Raw genomic sequence first — 22,341 nt, forward strand, 5'->3', positions numbered from 1 at the left:
CTATTAACTTTATTCATGCGAATTTGATGTACGGCTGACATTATTTTTTTCTTGGTCAATAAGTACTTCGGTAATAATACATGCAGTTTCATCAATGGTCTCTTTAATAATTTGTTCTTGGGTTCCTTTAAATTCTATACGTCTAGCTATATGTCTATGAGGGAAAATGATATGAATAAATATTGTTCCCACAGGCTTTTCCGAGTTTTCGCTTCCACCAGGTGTTGCTAGACCTGTTACTGCCACACATATATCCGTTAGTCCTAAACTATAAAAATTTACAGCCATTGCCTGAGTAACTTCAGCAGATTCTGGGGTGAAAGTTTCAATTAAGTCTTTAGGAATTTGTAACAAATTTAATTTCATGCATACATCATAACAAACTATACCACCCAATAATATTTCTCCTGATCGCTGAACAGTTGAGAATTCAAAAGCCATTTTACCCGCCGATACACTTTCAACAAATGCTATCTTCCACTTTTTTTTAATTAAAATATTTGCACAGTCTATAACCTGTTTAGAAGCCATTTTAAACTTTTTTATTGATTAACATTCCAATTTTGTGAAGTACTTATTGATTGGGTACCTATTTATGGTAAAAAAAAAGCCTGCAATAATAAATGTATTGCAGGCTTAGCTTTTATTGAAGTATTATTTTTTTTCATCTTCATCTTTATCTTCATCTTCATCTTCTTTTTCTTTTTCAGAATCTGCAGCATCAAAGTTTATTGAGTTATAAGCGGCTTCAGTTAATATACTATCGGCATCTTTTTCCTCCGCTAATGTTTCTTCAAGCAATTTTACAGCTTTAGTTTCTTCCAATGTTTTAGCGAATGCTACTAGAGTACCGTATGATGCAATTTCATAATGTTCTATTTTTTGTGAAGCCGCTATGATACCAGCATCTCGAACCGCACCATGTTCGGTTTCTTTAAGAATATCTTTACCTTCTGTAATTAATCCATCCATGGCATCGCACTTTTTAGCAACAGCTTTTTCACCAATACTCTCAAAAACCTCTTCTACTCTGGTGACTTGATTTTTTGTAATTTCTAGATGGTCATTTATTGCATTAACTAAATTTTCATTAGAAGCATTTTTAGCCATTTTAGGAAGTGCTTTTACTAATGCTTTTTCCGCCCAGTAGATGTCTTTTAGAGCATCCACGAAAAGTTCTCTTAATCCTTCGGCAGCCGATTTTTTTGCTTTTACAATTGTTTTTTTAGAACTTGTATTTGTTTTCTTGCTTTTATTCTTACTCTTTGTTTCCATTTTTATAATATTTAAGTTAATTGTTTGTAATAATATATTTCATTTTCATTTTGATGCTCTTTATAAGATTCTGATTCCAATTCTTCACTGTCTTTTTTAGTCTGATCCTCTATATGCTCATTAAGTGAAATATTTTCTCATTATGAAACTATACCCTTTTTTGTAAATATTTTTTAGAGTCTGCAAATTGCTAATTTTCTTAGCAAGTATTTGTTATCCTTTGTTCGTCTATAATATCCACAATGTCTCTTACACTTTATCTGTGATGTTAATATTTTACTCTTGACCTACCCCAGTTTCATTAACATCTTTTAGGTTTGCAAGATGTGGATATTGTAAATAGGATGAATTTTGTGGGCATATGTTATTTACAGTTTTGGTTGCTTTTTCCATTACGAGTATATTTAATAATTAAACATTATCAAATTTATTAACAGATACTTCAGTAATCGTTACAGAATTTTAAAAGTTTATTATATAGTATCTATCTACTGCACCATTAGATATTGTAAAAGATCATTCCTAATAGTAGTAGTAGTAGTAGTAGTAGTAGTAGTAGTAGTAGTAGTAGTAGTAGTAGTAGTAGTAGTAGTAGTAGTAGGAATAAAATATAAACTGAACCTCATTACCTTACTTTCTAATTACATTACCGTGAAATATTTTACATTTGGGAATATGAAAAATGTGATTACTGAGATGCTACATAGGAAAGTGAGATAAGCGTCAGTAAATCCACTACCGTAAGCGTAATACTTTAAACTTAAACTTACACTTACTATAATTTTCACTTATTAAATTGAGCTATTGTTTTTCTATACCTAATTTATACCATTATCGCTAGCCAAGACAATTTTTGATTTCTGCCCATTCGGAATTAATTATGCTATAATAAACTGAATTACGGAAAACGCCATTCTCTCGTATTATATCATGGCGCAGAATACCCTCGAATTTACCTCCTATTTTTTCAATTGCTTTGCGAGAGCGTATGTTATTTTCATCCGTTTGAAGTTGTACTCTATTGGCTTTTAAAGTTTCGAAGATATAGGTAAGTATTAATTTTTTACATTCCTTGTTTGCATTCGTATTCCAATAGTTGGGATGTATCCATGACCAACCAATTTCTAGTTTTTTATGTTCTGGTTGAATATTTAAAAAACGGGTACTTCCTATAATTTTATTATCTTTTTTAGTCTTAATTACAAAAGGATATTGGTTACCCTCTTTTCTTTCAATCATTGCAGTATTCCAGCTTTGCAGCAGTTTTTCGGAATTACTGCCATCGACTATATAAAATTCCCAAATGCGCTTGTCTTTGGAAATTTCTAGTAAATCCTTGAAGTGTTCCATTTCTAAAGGTAGTAAGCAATAGTTATCACTTTCTAATGTTAACGGATGTTCAATCCAATTGCCTTCTGCTTTTGTTGGAATTTCTTTGTTTTGTTGCTGTGGATTTGATGAAAAGTTCATTTTACTATAAGAAAAAGAATTTCTATGGATTATATCCTGGAGAGCTGCATCTTATTCATTAGCTATAATTCTACCGCCAGTTCATTGTAGATTTAAGAAAAATAATATGAGCCAGATGATGATTACAATGCCAAGCATAAATTCCAATGTTCTCTTCGAGGCTAATTGTTTCGTTTGTTTCTGGATGTATAAAGGTTCTTTTGAGTTCTTCAATTGATAAACTTTGCAATAATAATGACCAACGAGCATGTAGTCCCTCTAAAATTAAAAGCGCAGGTTCTATGTCGATGTTTTTGCTGTCTATCAATTCCGCCCATCTATCTTCAAAATAGGGTTTGATTGTTGGATTGTCTTCGGTCAAAGCTAACTTGAATCTAATAAGGCTGTTCATGTGGCTATCTGCACAATGGTTTACGAGTTGTCTAATAGTCCAACCCCCTGGTCTGTAAACGGTGTCTAACTGAGCCTCTGAAAGCATTTTAATTTCTTTTTTTAGTCGCTCAGGGAACGCTTGAATATCTAAGATGTATTCCTCTACAATTTCCTTGGTTATATTAGTTGGTGCCGTAAATTTCCCTATAGGATATTTTAATTTTTCAATATTCATATTCTTTAGTTTTGTGACAACTAATATAGTTAGTATTTATCCCACTTTCCTATTTTACTCTTCTATAATTGCGTAATTACAAAAAACTTTGGTGGCTTTACCTTCATTATTTAATTCAAATACCTCCAAGGCTTCTTTGTTATTCACAGAAGTGTAACTGATGCATATTGTATTTATGCCAACAAAATACTTATGGAAATTAAAATGCAAATCAGGATATTTTAATAATCCTATTTTGAAATAATCTTTTAATTCCGCTCTAGAGCTTATTATTCCAGTGTCATTAAAATTTAGCATTTTAATAAAAGGAGAATGAAATTCTATCTCATTTGCATAATGAGACATGATGGTGTCAATATCATTGCTATTCCATGATTTTATCCATTCTTCAGCAAATTGCTTAGCTACCCTATTTTCCATTTTCTTTAAGTATTTAAAACATTTAAGTATCTTTTAAAAGGCCCTACCATATGATCGTATTGTTTGGCTAAAATACGTGATACCTGAATTAAATGACTTAAGTCATGTGTTGCCCAAGTAGCTAGTAATTGCTCCAAATTTACTTTCCCAAGTGTAGGATGTAACCCTGTTTTATTAAAATCAGACGGCTGCAGATTTAACAATCTAATTTTAGTAATTGCTTTTTCTCTACGTTCCTGAAATTCTGAAATGAGTTCTTCAAAGGTTTTTTCTTGTGCCAATTTAAAGTGAATTACCATATCAATTGGAACAAATGGCTGATTATTTCCCTTGTAAAGAATGATGTTTATTCTGTCTAGCCAATTTGTTTTTTCACAAATAATAAGATGTGCCACAACTTCTTTGATAGACCACCTATCTTCATTTTCTTTAGTTGTAAGCATATCTGTAGGAATTCCTACTACCATACTTTTAAGTACAGCAGGTGTATTCTCGAGTTGATTTAAAGTTTGGTTTAGTGAGAATTGCATGATTTCTTGTTATTTAATGGTTTCATCATGTACACAGCATCAACGTATTGCCCTTGGACAATTAAGTCTTCTTTTATTATCCCTCCGATAATTTCGAAACCAAATTTTTCGTAATATTTCACTAGGCTGACTTTGCTTGTAATTGTTGTTGAAAGAATTAGTTGTTCCAAATTGTTAATTGCTTCAATCCTCTCTAGCAAACAATTTATTAGCTTTGTGGCTACACCATGATTTCTGTATTCGGGATGAACATATAAAGCATGTAAACTCGCTTTGTGAGAGGCTTTTGTTCGTTCCTCGCTTTTAAATTTAACAAAACCTACTAATTCATTTGCGCTACTAAAAGCACCTAAAGTGAATTTTTCAGATTTATTACTATCATTCGAAATCTCCTGTTGGTAATCTAGTATTGATTTGGTTGCTTCATCTTCTAAACTATCACAGAAAGCAAAAGGAGATTCTTGTAAAGCAAATTTACGTAAGTGCCTATATTCATCAGCATCAGTTTTTTCCAAAATTCTAATAGTCATGACAGTATGGTATGTGGGACGTTATGCGTCTGTTTAAGAAAAAAATCCTCTTTTTGTCTAAATATATAAACGCCAATTTAAGTTAGAGTATAACTATTGACGATTCGTTTTTTATAGTATCTTACCCGTTGGGTACAAAGAAGTCTTCGACGGGCTCAGACTGACATGTTAGGTATAAATAACTTTAGATTTAAATTAAAATTACCATTTTTAAATTAATCTGAATAATTTCACCCACCGGGTTAGTATTTTATTATTTCTTAAAGTAAAATACTAATGTGGCTTTTTCAATTAGATGCTGTTGTAACATAAAGCCAACTAAGGCTGGATTTGCGTTTTCATCTAATCCTAACTTATCTGTATTTAGAGCGTGAATTGTAATTAGGTATTTATGAAACCCACTACCTTCTGGTGGACAAGGACCTCCGTATCCTTTCGTTTTAAAATCAGTCATACTTTGAATAACTGTTGAGGGTACTAGTTTTTGTGTTGGGTTACCAGCGTTAGCTTTCAACTCTACTAAGTTGGCGGGAATATCAAAAACAATCCAATGCCACCATCCACTACCCGTAGGGGCAGATTCGTCATACATTGTAATGGCAAAACTTTTTGTTCCTTTGGGTGCGTTTTCCCAGAATAATTGTGGTGAAATATTTTCACCTACACATCCAAAACCATTGAGCAATTGTTTATTGGTCGCTTGTCCTCCCAGCTCTTTACTTTTTAGTGTAAAAGTTTGGGCTGAAATACTCATTCCTAATAGGAGTATAACGATAAATAGATAGTTATTTTTCATGATTAAATGTTTTTATACAAAATTGAAAAAACACTACCATAACTACCTTATTCTGTTTGTTCAAAAACTTGTCCTAAAGGTTCATTTAATTGAAAATACTTTGGTGCTACTCCAAAATGCTTTTTGAATTCTTTACTAAATGAGGAAAGATTTTCATATCCCACGTGCAAAGCAACTTCAGAGGGTTTATTGTTAAGATGTAACATGATTTTGGCTTGTTGCATTTTTAAGTTCGTGAAATACTTTTGAGGAGTCGTACCATAAATTAAAGCAAAATGTCTTTTAAAAGAGGAAAGGCTCATGTTTGACAAGAACGCCAATTCTTCAATCGTTAAATTTGAATTAGTATTCAGTTCAACAACTTGTTTGATTTTTATCTCACTATTATCTGTAAACGCCTTTGTAATTAACTGTTCAAATACCTGTGGAAAATAATGTTTAAGGTAACTTAATAACTCATGTACCTTAGTTTTTTCCATTTTATTGTCTTGATGCTTTTGCAATAACTTCAACGAAAGACAGTAATTATTTAAAAATTCATCTCTCTTTATTTTCAAAATGGGTGGTGTCTCTATCTTGGATGCTTGGAACTGTTTCCCTTCCTGATAATGATGTGCTAAAGTATCGTTCCCAAAAAAGATGAGTATGGCCTCGTATTTTCCGTTATCGGCTAGGCTTTCTGACATCAAAGCACTGCCGTTTGTCATTATCAAAGCTTCAGTACTAGTAAGGATTTCTTTTCCAAGTGCTGTATGAATCTCTTTGCATCCGTGTTGCAGTAAACAAATCATGTTTTTAGTAAAAACCACTTTATTATTCGCTGATGCATGATTATTTGAGTGAAAATAAATCATCGTGTCGTTAGTACCGATATTAAAGTCGTCTGGTATTGTGGTTAGATTGCTATTCATGATTTCCGCATTTAAATTAAACTTAATATGCTCTTTTGTCCGCAAAATGAATGTTTTCATTACAAAATTACGTAAGAAAAATGGCTTTTGATTTAAAATGATACGAAATAGCATAAGAAAAGCTACGTTATTTTACCTAACTTCAATTTTAAAAATTGCTGCTTTTTCTTAATGGTTTACTTGAAAAAATGATTGTAAAATTGCTAGATAACTTAGAAATCAAATTATAAATAGATAGTTTTTTTGATGAAGGCCATAAGTTGAAATTCTTTTAGATAGCGTATTTTTTAATGAATAAAGACTTGTGGTTAATCGTTTTATTCTTTTCTTCAAATCGTAGAGTGTTAAATTTGTCTATTTTAGAGAGATAGATATATTAAAGATTTTTCAAAAACCATTCGCTATTTATCCCAAGTTTTGTAAGTTCCGTTTGCAAGGTATTGTATTCCTTTTCGATATCTTTCGAGAGTTTGTTGTTGAGCTGTATAACCGCTGCATAATCCCCGTAATTCAAGTATTGTTTCAATTCTTTGGGACAATGGGTCATTTCCTGAACAATCTCTTTCACTAATTCTTTCAGCAATTTGTTCGTATAACCATTGATATCCGCTTCTAAATTCCTCTTCAATTGTGGTTCTAAGCTTTCTTTCATCCGTTGTTTCTGATTGAAATTGTCTCTTAAAGGTTTCAAAGCTTTCTCGTTCTTGGTCTTCAAGTGTTCTAAATTCTTGTTCAAGTTCGCTTTCTTGGTTGCTAATTCGAAATTCTTCTCCCGCAAAATTTCCCGCAAAATTTGATTCTTTTCTCGTATCTTCCTCAATGTATCCCTGCTCTCGCTTAATTCTTTCAATTTCATGTTCAATTCTTCTTTCTTCTGCTGCAAATTCTGCGCTAATGCTGTTTTCAGGTTTTTCATCTCTGAGTGTATGTTCAATTTGCCGGACAATATCTGCTTGTTCCTCTGCAATTTTTCGTTTTCGCTTAAAATATCGTTCTTCCAGATTTCGATTTTTCTCTTCAAGCTTTCTTCTTGTTGCGTCAATACTTTCGCCTCTTGATCCAAGCTCTGAATATATTTCTCTTTCAATTCCTGCTTGAATTTCGTCCAATTTTGATTGATGCTTTCTTGTAGATTCCTCAATTCTTGATATTTCCTGTCCAATGTTGAATTCAACTCGTTTATACAATTGCGATTCCACGCATCTTGTAATTGACCGTATAAGGTTGCTAATTTGGTTCTTTCGGCAGACGATAGATTCTCCGAAAAATCCCATTTGGAGTTCATCAATTTGTGATATTCCTTCTGTATGTCCAGTGGGAAGTTGAAAGTAGTTGGAGTTTTGTTCGACATGATTAAATACCCATTTTGTGTTTTTAGTTACAAGAAAGTTTTTTGCAATATTTTCCGGAGAATCTTTCGGAATTACGATTTGAATAGTATCTATTCCTAGACGCCTTATTTTAGCTTTTTTTTCATCATTCAATTTGTGGGAAACTACAATTTCAATTAGTAATATTGGTTTTCCTTGACTATCGAAGAACGTTACATCTGGTCTAATGAGCAAATTCTTGTTATCAATTTCAGGGTTCTTTCCAAATTGAACTTCTCCATGGTCATCTTCATAAAATGAAAGTTCTTTTTTTACAGAATGCGCCTCGACAAAAGTAGCTTCTTGGATTAGTTTTGCACTTTTGCCGTCAGGTGCATATTTATATAAGTTTGGTACTTTTATTCGTTTTGTTCTTTGTAAAATATCAATGGCTAAATTATGTCTGAAATCTTGATTGCTGAATGTACAAGGAATTTCACCTTTAGCTACATCTTTAGCGATATGCCTAAAATAGGATTTGTGTAACGTGTTTTTCTTTTGAATTACCGCTTCCATTGGTGCATCGCAACCTATACACCAGTAGCCTTTGCGACCACTGATAGCATCTAAAATAAATACGGATTCGCCTTCTACGTTTTTGGCGTATTCGTTTTGTTCTTTTGAGGTAGTATGTTTATTTTGATTACTCATTAAGGAAAAACATTTTTTAAAATAAATATATTTTTAATTTCTGGCAACATTTAATTTTTTAATTCTAAAATAAGTAATTTCTTCTAGTTTAGTTGATTTTGTTATTAACAATTTAATATTTATTTATTTAAGAATCATGCATGTATTAAAAACAATCAAATTGTATCTATATATCGTTTTTAAGAGAAATTTCCGATTGCACAATTTCAACACTTATTTTTTTATTTTTATGGAATAGAATATGAATAATATCTTACTTTACCTCGAATTATAACCCGACAACTGTGATTTTTTTAATTAGGGATTAGAAAGATTATTGTATCTAAATGCGTCTGAAACAGAGGAGTAATAAAGTAAAGTACTGTTGGGTGACTGCATTTTAGTTTTGCTTGCGTAGGTTAATTTTTGAATTATGAATGTGGCTATTGTATAGGTATGTATTAAAAATTGGCGCTTATGAAATTATCGTACTTGCAAGTTGTTTAATTTTTTTTTTGATACGAGCGTGACGTTCGCACCAGCGTGGTCCCGTGATGTTTTAACCGCAAAATATCTTATCAAAGATAGCTTCAGAACCGGTTTCTATTAATATTTCAGTTTAATCGATATTCTCTCTTTAGATTATCATTTACCATTTTCCTGTAATAGAGGATTAAATCTGGATGCATACCTGTCATAGAGTTTGCATAAACTTCAGCTGTAAATTTTTTAATTGATGTTAATGGTAAAGCTGTCCGATTCAAGAAATTTATAAAGGCAATACATGTAGAAATCACATATGGATTATTGTTTCTATAAAATTGTAGGTTTTCTAAAGCCAAAAGATAGTAATTTTCTCTACCACCAATGTACTCTATAAACTCTTTTTTTAAGGTTTCATAATTAATAGTAATACCTAAATAATTTGATTTCAATAAGAAACGGTAAAAAGCAGAATCACATCTTCCAGAATAATAGGTTAATAGATACTTTTCTGGATTTAAAAAATTAGAACCAGTCTTAAATTGGAAAACAGAAACATCGCTACTGATGTATCTATGATTTTCTCTTGTTGAAAAATGCAAAGAATCAATCATATTATTCATAATAGCATTTTCAAATTTATTGTCCTTTTTTGGAAGTTTTAAAATAACATCTAATTTTTCTTCTACTAAGTCGATCTCACAGTTCTTATCTATCCAATCTAATATTGATTGTAAAAAATCAATTCTAGCGTTTTTATTTCCTTCAGGATAGAAAAAATTTTCAATACCTTCAGTAGTAATATTCATGCTTAATGTTGATTCAGGTGAATGCATATCTGAATTTATATAGCTTTCAATTTGGAGCCTCATGCTGTAAGAAATGACAAATTTATGCTTGAATTCAAATTTTAATTCTCTCTCTAAAAAATAAAATAGCATTAGAGAAGTGAAATCCAATACAAATTTTAATGATTGATTTTGAGTGTCAATATTTGATGAAGAATTATTGGGAACTGTTATAAATTTACTTTGCTTATTACCTGTTAGATGTAAATATGCATCAACGAAATTTCTTTTAAAAACTGAACTTACTAAAGCTAAATATCCAATACGATAATTGTAATAATCATCAAAGAGTTTCTCATTTTGTTCTTTTTCTTCTGTGCCAATGGTGCCAAATTGATCGATAAGAAATTTTGTAAAATCATTTATATCAGGAGGCAATTGTAATGAATAAAATCCTAAATCATTTACTGGATTTTTTGCTTCTTCTTCAATTTCTCGGAATAGATTTAAGGCGTCATTAAAAATTTCAACAATTGTAATATTGTTTTTCTTTTTAGTCATTGGATGAATTTGACTAAAAGTCTCTCCAATTTTTTTACCTACCAATTCTTTTTGTAGTCCTGTTGACTTTGTAATTTGTATTCTTTCCTGTCGGCCATCTATAAGATATACTACCCAATAGCCTAATTCAACCGTTTCAAATTTTTTGAAAAAATCATCAAACAACAAAGAAGTACCAAAATAATTCATTCTGGCTTCTGTATTATTTTTATTTGAAGCCAAATTGTATAAAATTTTGAATCCTTTTTCAATATTTTTTTTATTGCGTAATAAGACACCCGCAATATAAAGACCAATTTCATCATTCTCAAAAACATCAGGAAATGAAGATGAAATTTTCATTATTTCATCTAAATTATGCGTCATTTCAAGTGTTGCAAGATACCAATACCAATACTTTTTGTTATTAGGAAAATGGTTATATAAAAGCTGGTCTATTTGTTTAAGTTTCGCTAAATCATGTATTCGTGCACATAAATCGTGTTCCAAACAAAGCAACTGTTCGTCAATGTAGTCGCTCGTATTTCTCCAAAATACAAGTAATTCCATTAGTTCTTTGCTTTTACCTTTGGGTGTATCTTCTTTTTGTTGTAATTGACGGTGAAGAATAAAGATGTAAAGCCTAAGAGATTCGGATACTACCGATTTGTCAATGTAAGTATCCATGAAATTTAATGCTTCAAGTGGTTTGCCTAACCGATCAAAATTTTCAGCGATGAGATTTTTAAAATTAGGACCAAGAAAAATATTCTCCTTAATTGAGTTCAACGATAAAAGCATCTTCTCTACGTCATACGGCAGATTATTTTTTAACACAACATTGGATTTTAGTACTGTTTTTGAATCAGCTATGGTAAATACTTTATTTAAAGCTTTATCAAGTTGCATTATAAAATTTCTTTCTCCATCGATATGATGCTTTAGAATATCGAAGACATTTATCAGGTTGAATAAATGTCGCTCATCAATTATTTCAATAGAATCCAAATAATCATTATAAAGGATTTCGATTTCTTTAGCTCTTCCAAGAAAATGAAGAGCTACCAATTTGAAAAGATAGAATTCCGCATGTAATTCACCTTTTGAATTTTCATATTCTGTTAAACAATCCAATGATTTACTAAAATCTTTTTGATGATTTAAAATCTGGCAATAGCAATGGGTGTAAATCCAATGGGGCTTTTCTGTCTGTTCATAGATGTCTGTTAGCAATTTAGAATATTCTAAATTATTTGATGTCAAATACTGAAAGTAATGAAGATAGAATTTTTGATGTTTTGTAGTACTTGAAATCTCTGTTGAATCTAAGGTGGTAATAAAAAGTTCTAATAGTTTTATTAGTGAAGCAATTTTCGTGTCGTTTTCGACAATAAAGTTATCTCCAGAGATATATTTCAAAGTTGACGAGTTGATAACTGTACTTATCATCAAATCAAGTGCAATTATCCACGCCTGTTTATTTTCGAAGGAAACCACTTTATACTTATCAAGGTCAAAAGTCAATTGAAGACCATAGTCTTTTAAATCACTAAAACTCTTTAAGTTATTCTTAGTAACTATTTGGTAAATTGTGCTATGTTGAAAATTGTAGTTGTTTAAAATAACTTTAGGAATAGTGGGTAAAAATGATTTAAGATCTGATGATGTCATTGATTTGACAAACCAACCGATCATGCTATAATTGTCAAATTTTAATATATCATCAGCTATTTCTTCTGCTTTTGCATTACCATCAATATTTAGAAATTCTATGCAAGCTCTATTTCTTATTTCGTCATCTTCAGGATTTAGGTTGTGAGCTTTGATGAAATCCTGAGCGGAATCCTCTTTTGAAAAATTTTCCAATTCCCTTTTGCAAAGCGCTTTTAAGAAGAGTATTTTACTTTCAATTATTTTGTTTTTGGGGATATTACTTTCCTTAATACGTTTTTCTAAATCAACGAGTAAATTGAAAGCTGTTTTTGGTTTGAACTCAAAAATTAGTTTGTTAATATTTTTTATCTGCGCCTGATAGTCCGACAAAAGAAAGGACAATCCTTCAAATACGTTTGTCACATATTGATCACCAATTCCAACATTATTTGCATGAATGGTTCCTGTATTTAAATTTTTAATTTCCATAATTATCCCCAATTCTAAAATTTCCACCAGCTGTGTTCACATTTCCTGTATTTACGTTTTTACTATTTGAAATTGTGCTTTGAGTTTTAGGTGTTTTTTCTATGATTTCCTTTATGTAGGCTTGGAACTGTAGATTATCTTCTATGGAATTATTAATAATTGCTATGGCATTACTTAGTTTTTCCGCATTTTCAGGGTCTTCCTGCAATTCTTTCAAAATCTTCTTTGGTTCACTTTCTTTATAAAACAATGATTTTATCCAATTATAAGCATCTTCCGAAACTTTTTCACTTCCAGTTTCAAATGCTTTGTCTAATCCTTTTTTAGCTAATTTTATTAAAAAAGCAGTTACTGCTACAGTGGAAATTACAGGCATATTTTTAAAATTTTAATTGTTTTATTATAAATTTAATTTGGTAGCCTGTAATTATCTTATATGGGAATAATTGTAGGCTTTTTTGTCCAAAAGATACCAAAATTTATTCTATATTTGACGATACCAGACAAAATTAAAGTTAAACTTTGTCAAAAAGCATTAAAATAAAATTAATATTTTATTCTTGTAGTTGTAAGAATTTGATTAAGTGGGTTTTAGTGCTTTTAATTATACAATTACAATTTACATATACTAAATGGCCAAACAAGCAAAACCAAAAAAAGAAAAATCGATTGAAGAAACCCTTTGGGATTCTGCCAACAAACTAAGAGGAACCGTAGAATCATCCGAATACAAACACGTAGTACTGGGATTAATCTTCTTGAAATTCGTAAGCGATAAATTTGAAGTACGAAGAAAAGAATTGGTTGCCGACGGAAAAGAAAAGTTTTTGGAGATGAAGGAATTTTACAACATGTCCAATATTTTCTATCTGCCCGAAGAAGCTCGCTGGTCTTACATTATCGAAAACTCCAAGCAAAGTGATATTGCCTTAAAGATTGATACCGCTTTGCACACCATCGAAAAGAACAACCCATCGCTGAAAGGCGCTTTACCGGATAATTACTTTTCGCGCCTGAATATGGATGTGAGCAAACTATCGGCTTTGCTGGATACCATTAACAATATCGACACCACCAAAGACAAAGAACAAGACATTGTAGGTCGAGTGTACGAATACTTTTTGAGTAAGTTTGCCATAGCCGAAGGAAAAGGGAAAGGGGAATTCTACACGCCAAAAAGCATTGTAAACCTCATCGCCGAAATGATTGAACCCTACAAGGGAATTATTTATGACCCCGCCTGCGGTTCGGGCGGTATGTTTGTGCAGTCTGTTAAATTTATTGAAGCCCATCACGGGAATAAAAAAGAAGTCTCCATTTACGGGCAGGAATATACTTCGACCACCTATAAACTGGCCAAGATGAATCTTGCTATTCGTGGTATTTCGGCTAATTTGGGAGATGTCCCTGCCGATACCTTTGGCAATGACCAACACCCTGATTTGAAAGCCGACTTTATCATGGCGAATCCGCCGTTTAACCAAAAAGACTGGAGAGCGGCTGATGAATTAGTGGACGACCCACGTTGGAGAGGTTATGAAGTGCCACCAACTAGCAACGCCAATTACGGATGGATTTTAAATATGGTAAGCAAACTCTCTGAAAATGGTGTGGCCGGATTTATTTTGGCCAACGGTGCGCTGAGTGGCAGTGGAACCGAGTATGAGATACGCAAAAAACTCATTGAAAACGATTTGGTAGAAGCCATTGTGATTTTACCGCAAGATATGTTTTATACCACCAACATTAGTGTTACTCTTTGGATTTTGAATAAAAACAAGGCAGCACGCACCGTTCAGTTCCCGGATGAAACCCGAAATTACCGTAACCGTGAGGACGAGATTTTGTTTTTAGACTTGCGCCAAAGAGGAATTCCTTTCGAAAAGAAATACACTCAGTTTTCGGAAGATGAGATTGTTGATATTGCTAAAACTTATCACACTTGGCAGACTAATTTAGAATCCTATCAGAACATACCTGAGTTTAGTTATGGGGCTACTAAAGCTGAAGTAGTTGGCAAAAATTATTCATTGGTACCGAGCAAATATATTGAATTTGTAAATAGAGATGAAAACATCGATTATGAACACATGATGTTGGCATTACAACAGGATATAACACAATTACTCAAAGAAGAAACTCAATCGAAAGAAGATTTATTAACCGTGTTTAAAGGATTAGGTTATGAAATCAAGCTATAAAGCAATTGGGAATTACATACAGCTTGTAGATGAAAGAAATAAAGGTTTACAAGTTAAAACACTTTTAGGACTTAGTATTTCTAAGCAATTTATAAAATCTGTAGCCAATACGATTGGAACGGATATGCAGAATTATAAAATTATCCGTAAAAATCAATTTGCTTGCAGTACTATGCAGGTACGCCGAGACAAAAAAATGCCTGTTGCCTTATACACAGGAGATGAACCTGCAATAATTTCGCAGGCTTATCCGATTTTTGAAATACTTGACTCATCAGAGCTTCTTCCCGAATATTTAATGATGTGGTTTAGTCGTTCGGAATTTGATAGAGAAGCCTGTTTTCATGCTGTTGGTGGTGTTCGAGGAAGTTTGGAATGGGAAGATTTTTGTGGTATGAAATTACCAATTCCTTCCCCTGAAAAACAACTGGAAATCGTGCGTGAATACAACGTGATTCAAAACCGCATCGCGCTTAACAACCAACTTATTGCTAAACTCGAAGAAACTGCTCAGGCTGTGTATAAGCAGTGGTTTGTGGAGTTTGAGTTTCCTGATGAAAATGGGAAACCCTATAAAAGCAATGGCGGAGAGATGGTTTGGTGTGAGGAATTGGAAAAGGAAATTCCGGAGGGGTGGGGATTAAAAAGGTTAGATGATTTTATAAAAATCACGAATGGCTATGCTTTTACGTCAGATGAATTTTCAAATGAAAAGGAATTGCCAATAATAAAAATATCTAATATTAATGATAGCAAAGTTATTTTAGAAAATATACAATATTCAAAGCTATACAATAATCTATTAAAGTATAAAGTGCAATTTGGCGATATCTTGATTACTCTTACAGGAAGTCATAAAACGCAAATTAATTCAGCGGTAGGCAAAGTAGCAATGTATAATTACAAATTTGACGCACTATTAAATCAACGAGTTAGCAAAATATCCTCAAAAGCACAAAATATCATATATCAGTTAATCCAATCAGAATTTTTTAGAGAGTATTTGATGAATGGTGCCACAGGTAGTGCAAATCAAGCTAACATTTCACCAGACTTAATAAAGGAATATATTGTTGTTTATCCAGGAATTAAATCGCTAATGGAATTTGATAATACATTCGATGTCATTCGTAAAAATATTATGAATGCAATTAATGAAAACCAAAAAATGGAGGAGTTGAAGGAGTTGTTGTTGGCTAAAATGACGAAAGTTGAAGTTAAAACTGTTGAAATATGAGTTTAGTGAAATATTCGGAAATGATATCTGAAATTAAAAATACTGAAAATCATCTGTTATTAGGCAATGGGTTTAATTATTCACTAGGAGTTAATACTGGGTATGCTAATATTTTCGAGGTTATGAAAGAACATAATCCGATTTATAACAATTTAATAATCGAAAATGATAATTACGATATTGAGGGTATTATTGGAAGGTTAAAAAGCAATATTGAAAATTCAGACAAAGATTTTTTGCATGTATTCATCAACAATCAGGTTAAAAAAGATTTTATTAGAGCCTGTTTTTCAATTGTGAAAGAATCAATCAAAAATATTTATGAAGAAAAGAACAATGGATTAGGGCTTTTATTCAAAAACTTTACAAATTACTTTACCCTCAATTATGATCCTTTTTTATACCTACTGTTATTAAAATTCAAGAAAAATGAAAATCTATTAGTATTTAATAACACAATCCCATTTAAAGAAATTGATCTGAATGTACAAACTTCTGAGAAATATAAAACAATAAAAGATATTTATCATACTTATAAAAAAGACATTTTTGATAGTGGAGGAAATAAAATATTAGAAAAGGATTTTAATAAATTAACAAAGACTGATTTTGAAAAGCAGTTAAGTGACGTTTTAAAAAATAAAGGTGTAAAAAATTACAAGAAATGTTTAGAGGTTTTGTATCAGGAGTTGTTAGAAAATGAAATTAAATTAGATATTTCAGATGGCTTTACTAAAAATAGTATGTTACAACTTTTTGAATATAGGCCTGAAATTAACAAAAATTTATTTTTCCTTCATGGAGCTTTTCATTTGTATAAAGACAAAAAAAGTATTTATAAAATAACCAAAGCAAATGAAAAGGCTTTGTATGAAATAATTGATGAAATCTTGGATAATGAATCTAAAGATTTGATTTGTGTATTTACAAATGACAGTAAAATAGATGAAATAAACGATAGTAGATATTTAAAAGACTCATTAGATGAATTTTCAAATTTGAGAGGTAATATTGTAATCATTGGTAGTTCGTTGGATAACAATGACAAGCATATATTTGATGCGATAAACGACAGTGAGGCAAATAGAGTCTATATTTCATCATCCCAAAAAAGTTTTGAAAAAGATTTTCAACGAGCAACGGAATTATTTAAGAATAAAGAAATTGTTCTATTTGATAGAGATACAATTTGTTACGATAAAGTTGAAGTATCTGAATAATCGATTTGGAAAGGTTGTGAATTGTTTAATTAATTTAAATAATAAAAATAATAACTATAAGGAGTTGTAGGAGATGTTGTTGGCAAAAATGACAAGATTTGAAAATAACTAGAAACTAACAAACCGAAATAAAGAAAACTTAGATTATGAAATTACACTCAATTAAATTAAAAAACTTTAGGAGTTATAAAGAAGAAATAGAGATTAAAATAGATGATTTAACGGTTTTTGTTGGTAAAAATGATATTGGTAAATCAACAGTTTTAGAAGCATTAGATGTTTTTTTTAATGATGGTAAAGGAAATGGAGTAATAAAACTAGACAAGGAAGATATTAATAAAACAGCCCTAAATGAAGGAGATAAGGATGTTTTTATTAGTGCGACTTTTACAGATTTACCAGACTCAATCACGATTGATGCAACTAACCTAACGACATTTCAAAGTGAATATTTGTTGAATTCTGAAGATAGGTTAGAAATTGTAAAAAAATATCCAAATGCTGGTTCTCCAAAAGTATTTATAAAAGCAAATCATCCTACAAATCCAAAATGCTCAGAGTTATTACTTAAGAAGATAACCGATTATAGAAAAATCATTAAGGATGAATCTATAGAATCTGAAAATTTAACTACAAATGCAGTTATGCGTACTGCAATTTGGAATCATTTTGCAACTGATTTGCAATTGAGTGAAATAGAAATAGATACATCGAAAGAAGATGCGAAAAATATATGGGAAAGACTTCAAACATATTTACCTCAATACTCCCTTTTTCAATCTGATAGAAAAAATAGCGATAATGATAGTGAAGTTCAGGATCCATTGAGGAAGGCTGTTTCTCAGATTTTGGGAGATCAAGAAGTTCTTGATATGTTTGCAGATATTGCAGGTAGGGTCGAAACTCATCTACGTGCTGTTTCTGATGCAACTTTAGGGAAATTAAGAGAAATGAATCCTGATATTGCTGATTCTTTAACACCTGTAATTCCATCGGCTAGTGCTCTTAAATGGATAGATGTATTTAAAAATGTTTCTATTTCAGGTGATGAAAATATTCCAATTAATAAGAGAGGTAGTGGTGTTAAAAGATTGATTTTGCTAAACTTTTTTAGAGCCGAAGCAGAAAGAAGACTTCAAACAGGAAATTCACAATCTATTATTTATGCTATTGAAGAACCTGAAACATCTCAACATACAGATCATCAAAAGTTATTGATAAAAGCTTTCGTGGAATTGTCACAAGCTAATAATACCCAAGTTTTATTAACAACTCACAGTTCAACGGTCGTAAAATCATTAGAATTTGAAAATTTAAGATTAATTAATAAGGATATGGATGGAAACAAAGTTATATCAGAAGTAATGTCTAGCCAATTGCCATATCCATCTTTAAATGAAATTAATTTTGTTGCGTTCCGTGATTTAACGGAAGAGTATCACAATGAATTGCACGGTTATATTGAAGCAGAAGAATTGTGGAACGATTATAAAAGTGGGAAGCCCACAGTTATTTACAATAAGATATTTAGAGGTAATGCCAGTATTCAGCAAATAATATTGACCGAGTATATCAGACATCAAATTCATCATCCGGAGAATACTTTGAATCCTAGATTTACTTTTGAACAATTGGAGGATTCAGTTAATCTAATGAGAGATTTTATTCTTAGTCAAAGAAATTAGTATTATAGGACAAGTTACAATTTGCTCTAACAGAAAAAAAGAGTAAGAAAAGCATCATTACAATCCTCAAAGGCATCATCACTAATCAATATGATTGCAAGGTTATGATTATAGTAGTTGTGAAGAGAATGAGTGGGTATTTTAACATGAAAAACTAAAATATGAGTAGTTTAAAGCACTATAATGAATTTAAATTATTAGCTATTCGCCCGTTGGAAGGCACGGCACCAGAATTATTAAAAAGTCTGCAAAAGAATTGTATTTATTCTTTTTATAATGAATATCAATATACATTAAAAGATGGTACGTATGAAATAGAAGGTATTAAGTATATTCCGAGTGTTCCCTCCAATTTATATGGTAATAATATTAACATTTCTGCAATAGTTGGTCAAAATGGAAGTGGAAAAAGTAGTTTGTTAGAATTGTTTTATTATGCTATTCTTCTTGCTTCTAAAGAGCATTTGGAAAATGATACCGATTTAGAAATTAAATTTAATGCAGAGCTAATTGTTTTATATGGGAATCGTATAAAAGTATTGAGAATTAACAATGAATCAACAAAAGCTATAATATTTAAAAAAAATGATGAAAACGAGTTTGTAAAAGATAAACTAACTAGCGATAAAGTAGATCTTGACTTTTATACAAATGTGCTTAATTATTCAATTTATGGTTTGAATTCGAATTTAATACCTTGGATTAATTCAATTTTTTACAAAAACGATGCTTATCAATTACCTATTGTTATTAATCCATTTAAAGATTATGGAAATTACGATATTAATAGAGAATACATGCTAATGCAATCTAGAGCTGTGTTTTATTCTTATGTATTGGGTTTCAAAGAAATTATAGATGACGTGTATATCCATTCTGTTGAATTTGAAATCGAAATTGAGAAAATTCTGAAAATCAATAATAAAAATGATTCGACTTTTGATTTATTACTAAAGTTTTTAGAAAAAACTATTTCAGAAAAAAGTTATAATATGCTTATCTTTAAGGATATAGAAAGAAAACTGCTTTCTCTAGAAATAATTTCCAATTTCATTAATAAAGAAAAAAGCAGGTGTAATGATTTTTATACTTCAAAATTAGAAGATAGGAACCTTTACAAATCATTTACTTATTTATACATCTTTAAAAAACTTTATAAAATATCTAAAACGTATAAGAAATATAAAAAATATCATTTTATGTTTTCGGATAGATTGCCGTTTGATTTTAAATTTAATGATGCAAATCAAAATTTAGAAATCCACACAAATCCTGAATTACCTGACAAGATTAATACTGAAATTATTTATGAACAAATCATGTTAAGCTTAGATTTAACAGGGGGAGAATCTGCAGGATTAAATGAAGATGATGTATTCTATATAAAAGAATTGTTTATGAGTTTTTATAGTGTAATTCATTCTGAACCTAATAACATTGATAGGCATTTACAAAAACTTAAATATGATCGGGATAATATTCTAAATAATATTGCGCCTACAAAGGAATTAATTCAAGAGTTATTTAATGGTCAAGAATTTAAACAATATTTGTTTGGAGATTATATTAGTGAATTAAACAAAGATACTAGCCATATTACTTTTAAATTGAAACAAGCTATACAGTACTTTAATTTAGACATTTTCAGTAGTATAGAAACAGACAAGTGTTTAATCATTAATAAAGAAAATAATTGTCAAATCAAATTAAGTATAGATAAAGAATATTTTAAGGATAGAAATAAAATAGAAGATATTCCTTTGGCTGTATTTAATCATGTAATAATGGTTGTTAAGACAAAAGAGAAAGATGAGGCTAAAAGAAATAAACTAATTAATAATAATAAGATTCAGCCTTATCCATATACTTCATTGAGTTCTGGTGAACAGCACTTAATAAATTCTATTTTAACAATAGCCTATCATAATTACAATTTACTTTCAGTAAGGACTGATTCTGGATTGAAAAAATATAAAAATATTAATTTAGTCTTTGATGAGTTAGAATTGTATTTACATCCTGAATATCAAAGGGCTTATATTAATAATCTAATGAATGTTTTAAATAAAATTCAGGAAATCACAAATCAAAATGATATTTATTACAATATATTAATGGTTACCCATTCTCCTTTTATCTTATCTGATATTCCATCTCAGAATATTTTGAAATTAGAAAATGGAGAACCAAAATCTAATGACAGTGTAAATTCCTTCGCAGCAAATATCTACGATATATTGAAAGATGAATTCTTTTTAAAAGATGGTGCTATTGGTGCTTATGTCTCGAATAAAATAAAATCAATTTTAAAGAAGAATATTGTAGAGAAAGAAGATCTTGAAGTTATAAATTTAATAGGTGATTCATTTCTAAAAGGAGTCATCAACAAGCAAATTGAAAATAAAGTTTCTACTGAAATATTAAATAAAGAGATTATGAGATTGCAAGAAATTTTAACTAACCGCTCTGAAAATGATACAAATCAAGGAATATAATTTAGGGAGTATTGAATCGGAGTTGGATGTAGATATTAAAGCTATAGACAATTTGATAAAGTCAGATTTAAAAAAAATTTCTAGAATAAAAACTATTGAAACTTTTTTCGAAGATTTAAAACCAATAATTAATATTGAAGACGATTCTTCTTTTATAAAAGCTCCAAGAAATAAGATTGAACAACTGAAACAGATAGATACATCTATTAGTATCGCTGATTTAAGATCCTTTAATACAAAATTCAAATTATTAGCTCCATACTTGAAGAAAAAGGGAAAGTATAAAAAATGTACTTTAAACGATATATTAGAATTTATTTTTGGCTATCATTTAGAAAATAGAACTCAAACTTTAAAAAAAGTTTTACGTAAAATAGATATTCAAAATTGTGTATATTGTCTAGCTCAGTATACCACTTCTTATGGTCTTGATAAGAAAAAAATCTATGTAAAAGGTAATTTAGATCATATTTATCCTAAAAGTTTAAATGCTTTGGTTAGTTTGAGTATTAATAATTTAGTGCCAGTTTGCGGACATTGTAATCAAAGAAAATTAAACGCATCAATTTCAAAATTTAATTTTAATCCATTCGATTCCAATATAATTCCAATTTTTAAATTTAAAGATGTTTTAGAAATCAAAAAAGGACAAGTTAATTTTAAAAATTTGACTGATTTGAAAATTGAAAATGTTAATTCTACACTAGAGAGTAGATTAGAATTGACATCATTGTATAAAGAATACAAATCACCAATTGAAAATCTGTTAGAAAGATATAAAAAATTCAATTCTACCTCTTATGAAGAGCATATTGAAAAATTAGTAAAAAAAGGAATATCTGCTGATTTAGAATATTTTATTTCCGAAACACCATATACAGAAGAGAATTTACAAAATATACCTTTACATAAATTTAAGAGTGACTTCTACAAAGAGTTAGAGGGCTGTAAAAAAAGTGGCAAAATAACATTTTCTTGACATGAAATTCACAGAATCCCAATTAGAACAAA

Annotated in this window: 19 protein-coding genes; 6 read left to right on the top strand and 13 right to left on the bottom strand. The window is 30.3% G+C overall.

Annotated features, from left to right (window positions below; all coding sequences use genetic code 11):
• Positions 1-9 precede the first annotated feature (9 nt).
• The 13 genes from K5R64_RS08860 to K5R64_RS08920 all read right to left on the bottom strand — a co-directional run bounded on the left by K5R64_RS08860 (position 10) and on the right by K5R64_RS08920 (position 12,868).
• Positions 10-531, bottom strand: a complete 522-nt coding sequence (locus tag K5R64_RS08860; protein WP_220762761.1) for a CinA family protein — start codon at positions 529-531, stop codon at positions 10-12.
• A gap of 123 nt (positions 532-654) precedes the next feature.
• A complete protein-coding gene (locus tag K5R64_RS08865; RefSeq protein ID WP_220762763.1) occupies positions 655-1,275 on the bottom strand; it encodes a ferritin-like domain-containing protein in 621 nt (206 codons plus the stop codon).
• A gap of 488 nt (positions 1,276-1,763) precedes the next feature.
• The gene (locus tag K5R64_RS08870; RefSeq protein WP_220762765.1) at positions 1,764-1,901 is read right to left on the bottom strand and encodes a hypothetical protein; all 138 of its coding nucleotides are present in this window, start codon (positions 1,899-1,901) and stop codon (positions 1,764-1,766) included.
• Positions 1,902-2,112: 211 nt separating this feature from the next.
• Complete coding sequence (locus K5R64_RS08875) at positions 2,113-2,745, bottom strand: GNAT family N-acetyltransferase (protein ID WP_220762767.1); 633 nt, start codon at positions 2,743-2,745, stop codon at positions 2,113-2,115.
• Positions 2,746-2,815: 70 nt separating this feature from the next.
• Entirely contained in the window at positions 2,816-3,352 is a 537-nt protein-coding gene (locus K5R64_RS08880) for a YfiT family bacillithiol transferase (RefSeq protein WP_220762769.1), read from the bottom strand.
• A 54-nt stretch (positions 3,353-3,406) separates the two neighbouring features.
• Positions 3,407-3,772, bottom strand: a complete 366-nt coding sequence (locus K5R64_RS08885; RefSeq protein ID WP_220762771.1) for a nuclear transport factor 2 family protein — start codon at positions 3,770-3,772, stop codon at positions 3,407-3,409.
• A gap of 5 nt (positions 3,773-3,777) precedes the next feature.
• Entirely contained in the window at positions 3,778-4,302 is a 525-nt protein-coding gene (locus K5R64_RS08890) for a DinB family protein (protein WP_255580333.1), read from the bottom strand.
• Positions 4,287-4,832 carry a GNAT family N-acetyltransferase gene (locus K5R64_RS08895; RefSeq protein ID WP_220762775.1) on the bottom strand — a complete coding sequence of 182 codons (546 nt, stop codon included), beginning with the start codon at positions 4,830-4,832 and terminating at the stop codon, positions 4,287-4,289. Before K5R64_RS08895 ends, K5R64_RS08890 begins: the two co-directional genes overlap by 16 nt.
• A gap of 253 nt (positions 4,833-5,085) precedes the next feature.
• The gene (locus K5R64_RS08900) at positions 5,086-5,628 is read right to left on the bottom strand and encodes a YbhB/YbcL family Raf kinase inhibitor-like protein (RefSeq protein WP_220762777.1); all 543 of its coding nucleotides are present in this window, start codon (positions 5,626-5,628) and stop codon (positions 5,086-5,088) included.
• A gap of 47 nt (positions 5,629-5,675) precedes the next feature.
• Complete coding sequence (locus K5R64_RS08905; RefSeq protein ID WP_220762778.1) at positions 5,676-6,539, bottom strand: AraC family transcriptional regulator; 864 nt, start codon at positions 6,537-6,539, stop codon at positions 5,676-5,678.
• A 401-nt stretch (positions 6,540-6,940) separates the two neighbouring features.
• A complete protein-coding gene (locus tag K5R64_RS08910) occupies positions 6,941-8,560 on the bottom strand; it encodes a hypothetical protein (protein WP_220762780.1) in 1,620 nt (539 codons plus the stop codon).
• 593 nt (positions 8,561-9,153) lie between these two features.
• Positions 9,154-12,492: a hypothetical protein gene (locus tag K5R64_RS08915; RefSeq protein WP_220762782.1), complete on the bottom strand. Its 3,339-nt coding sequence runs from the start codon at positions 12,490-12,492 to the stop codon at positions 9,154-9,156.
• Positions 12,482-12,868 (bottom strand): hypothetical protein, encoded by a 387-nt coding sequence (locus K5R64_RS08920; RefSeq protein WP_220762784.1) that lies wholly within the window; start codon positions 12,866-12,868, stop codon positions 12,482-12,484. The genes K5R64_RS08915 and K5R64_RS08920 overlap by 11 nt, the downstream gene beginning before the upstream one ends.
• Before the next feature lie 256 nt (positions 12,869-13,124).
• Here K5R64_RS08920 and K5R64_RS08925 point away from each other — a divergent pair, with 256 nt between their 5' ends.
• From K5R64_RS08925 to K5R64_RS08950, 6 genes are all read left to right on the top strand, one after another.
• A complete protein-coding gene (locus K5R64_RS08925; RefSeq protein WP_220762786.1) occupies positions 13,125-14,693 on the top strand; it encodes a class I SAM-dependent DNA methyltransferase in 1,569 nt (522 codons plus the stop codon).
• Positions 14,677-15,930, top strand: a complete 1,254-nt coding sequence (locus tag K5R64_RS08930) for a restriction endonuclease subunit S (RefSeq protein ID WP_220762788.1) — start codon at positions 14,677-14,679, stop codon at positions 15,928-15,930. The genes K5R64_RS08925 and K5R64_RS08930 overlap by 17 nt, the downstream gene beginning before the upstream one ends.
• Complete coding sequence (locus K5R64_RS08935; RefSeq protein WP_220762790.1) at positions 15,927-17,150, top strand: DUF4917 family protein; 1,224 nt, start codon at positions 15,927-15,929, stop codon at positions 17,148-17,150. Before K5R64_RS08930 ends, K5R64_RS08935 begins: the two co-directional genes overlap by 4 nt.
• A 146-nt stretch (positions 17,151-17,296) precedes the next feature.
• Positions 17,297-18,835: an ATP-binding protein gene (locus K5R64_RS08940; protein WP_220762792.1), complete on the top strand. Its 1,539-nt coding sequence runs from the start codon at positions 17,297-17,299 to the stop codon at positions 18,833-18,835.
• A gap of 161 nt (positions 18,836-18,996) precedes the next feature.
• On the top strand, positions 18,997-21,330 hold the full coding sequence (locus K5R64_RS08945; protein WP_220762793.1) for an AAA family ATPase: 2,334 nt from the start codon (positions 18,997-18,999) through the stop codon (positions 21,328-21,330).
• The gene (locus K5R64_RS08950; protein WP_220762795.1) at positions 21,308-22,309 is read left to right on the top strand and encodes an HNH endonuclease; all 1,002 of its coding nucleotides are present in this window, start codon (positions 21,308-21,310) and stop codon (positions 22,307-22,309) included. The genes K5R64_RS08945 and K5R64_RS08950 overlap by 23 nt, the downstream gene beginning before the upstream one ends.
• Positions 22,310-22,341: the final 32 nt, after the last annotated feature.

Origin of the sequence: Flavobacterium sp. UMI-01 (genome assembly GCF_019656315.1) — a bacterium.
In the GTDB taxonomy this organism is placed as follows: Bacteria; Bacteroidota; Bacteroidia; order Flavobacteriales; family Flavobacteriaceae; genus Flavobacterium.

Bases quoted from the DNA above. Each gene is read 5' to 3' on its own strand.
- K5R64_RS08900 (WP_220762777.1), bottom strand. From the start codon at position 5,628: ATGAAAAATAACTATCTATTTATCGTTATACTCCTATTAGGAATGAGT.
- K5R64_RS08885 (WP_220762771.1), bottom strand. From the start codon at position 3,772: ATGGAAAATAGGGTAGCTAAGCAATTTGCTGAAGAATGGATAAAATCA.
- K5R64_RS08870 (WP_220762765.1), bottom strand. From the start codon at position 1,901: ATGAGGTTCAGTTTATATTTTATTCCTACTACTACTACTACTACTACT.
- K5R64_RS08925 (WP_220762786.1), top strand. From the start codon at position 13,125: ATGGCCAAACAAGCAAAACCAAAAAAAGAAAAATCGATTGAAGAAACC.
- K5R64_RS08910 (WP_220762780.1), bottom strand. From the start codon at position 8,560: ATGAGTAATCAAAATAAACATACTACCTCAAAAGAACAAAACGAATAC.
- K5R64_RS08880 (WP_220762769.1), bottom strand. From the start codon at position 3,352: ATGAATATTGAAAAATTAAAATATCCTATAGGGAAATTTACGGCACCA.
- K5R64_RS08935 (WP_220762790.1), top strand. From the start codon at position 15,927: ATGAGTTTAGTGAAATATTCGGAAATGATATCTGAAATTAAAAATACT.
- K5R64_RS08945 (WP_220762793.1), top strand. From the start codon at position 18,997: ATGAGTAGTTTAAAGCACTATAATGAATTTAAATTATTAGCTATTCGC.
- K5R64_RS08920 (WP_220762784.1), bottom strand. From the start codon at position 12,868: ATGCCTGTAATTTCCACTGTAGCAGTAACTGCTTTTTTAATAAAATTA.
- K5R64_RS08875 (WP_220762767.1), bottom strand. From the start codon at position 2,745: ATGAACTTTTCATCAAATCCACAGCAACAAAACAAAGAAATTCCAACA.
- K5R64_RS08890 (WP_255580333.1), bottom strand. From the start codon at position 4,302: ATGCAATTCTCACTAAACCAAACTTTAAATCAACTCGAGAATACACCT.
- K5R64_RS08860 (WP_220762761.1), bottom strand. From the start codon at position 531: ATGGCTTCTAAACAGGTTATAGACTGTGCAAATATTTTAATTAAAAAA.
- K5R64_RS08950 (WP_220762795.1), top strand. From the start codon at position 21,308: ATGATACAAATCAAGGAATATAATTTAGGGAGTATTGAATCGGAGTTG.
- K5R64_RS08930 (WP_220762788.1), top strand. From the start codon at position 14,677: ATGAAATCAAGCTATAAAGCAATTGGGAATTACATACAGCTTGTAGAT.
- K5R64_RS08940 (WP_220762792.1), top strand. From the start codon at position 17,297: ATGAAATTACACTCAATTAAATTAAAAAACTTTAGGAGTTATAAAGAA.
- K5R64_RS08895 (WP_220762775.1), bottom strand. From the start codon at position 4,832: ATGACTATTAGAATTTTGGAAAAAACTGATGCTGATGAATATAGGCAC.
- K5R64_RS08865 (WP_220762763.1), bottom strand. From the start codon at position 1,275: ATGGAAACAAAGAGTAAGAATAAAAGCAAGAAAACAAATACAAGTTCT.
- K5R64_RS08905 (WP_220762778.1), bottom strand. From the start codon at position 6,539: ATGAATAGCAATCTAACCACAATACCAGACGACTTTAATATCGGTACT.
- K5R64_RS08915 (WP_220762782.1), bottom strand. From the start codon at position 12,492: ATGGAAATTAAAAATTTAAATACAGGAACCATTCATGCAAATAATGTT.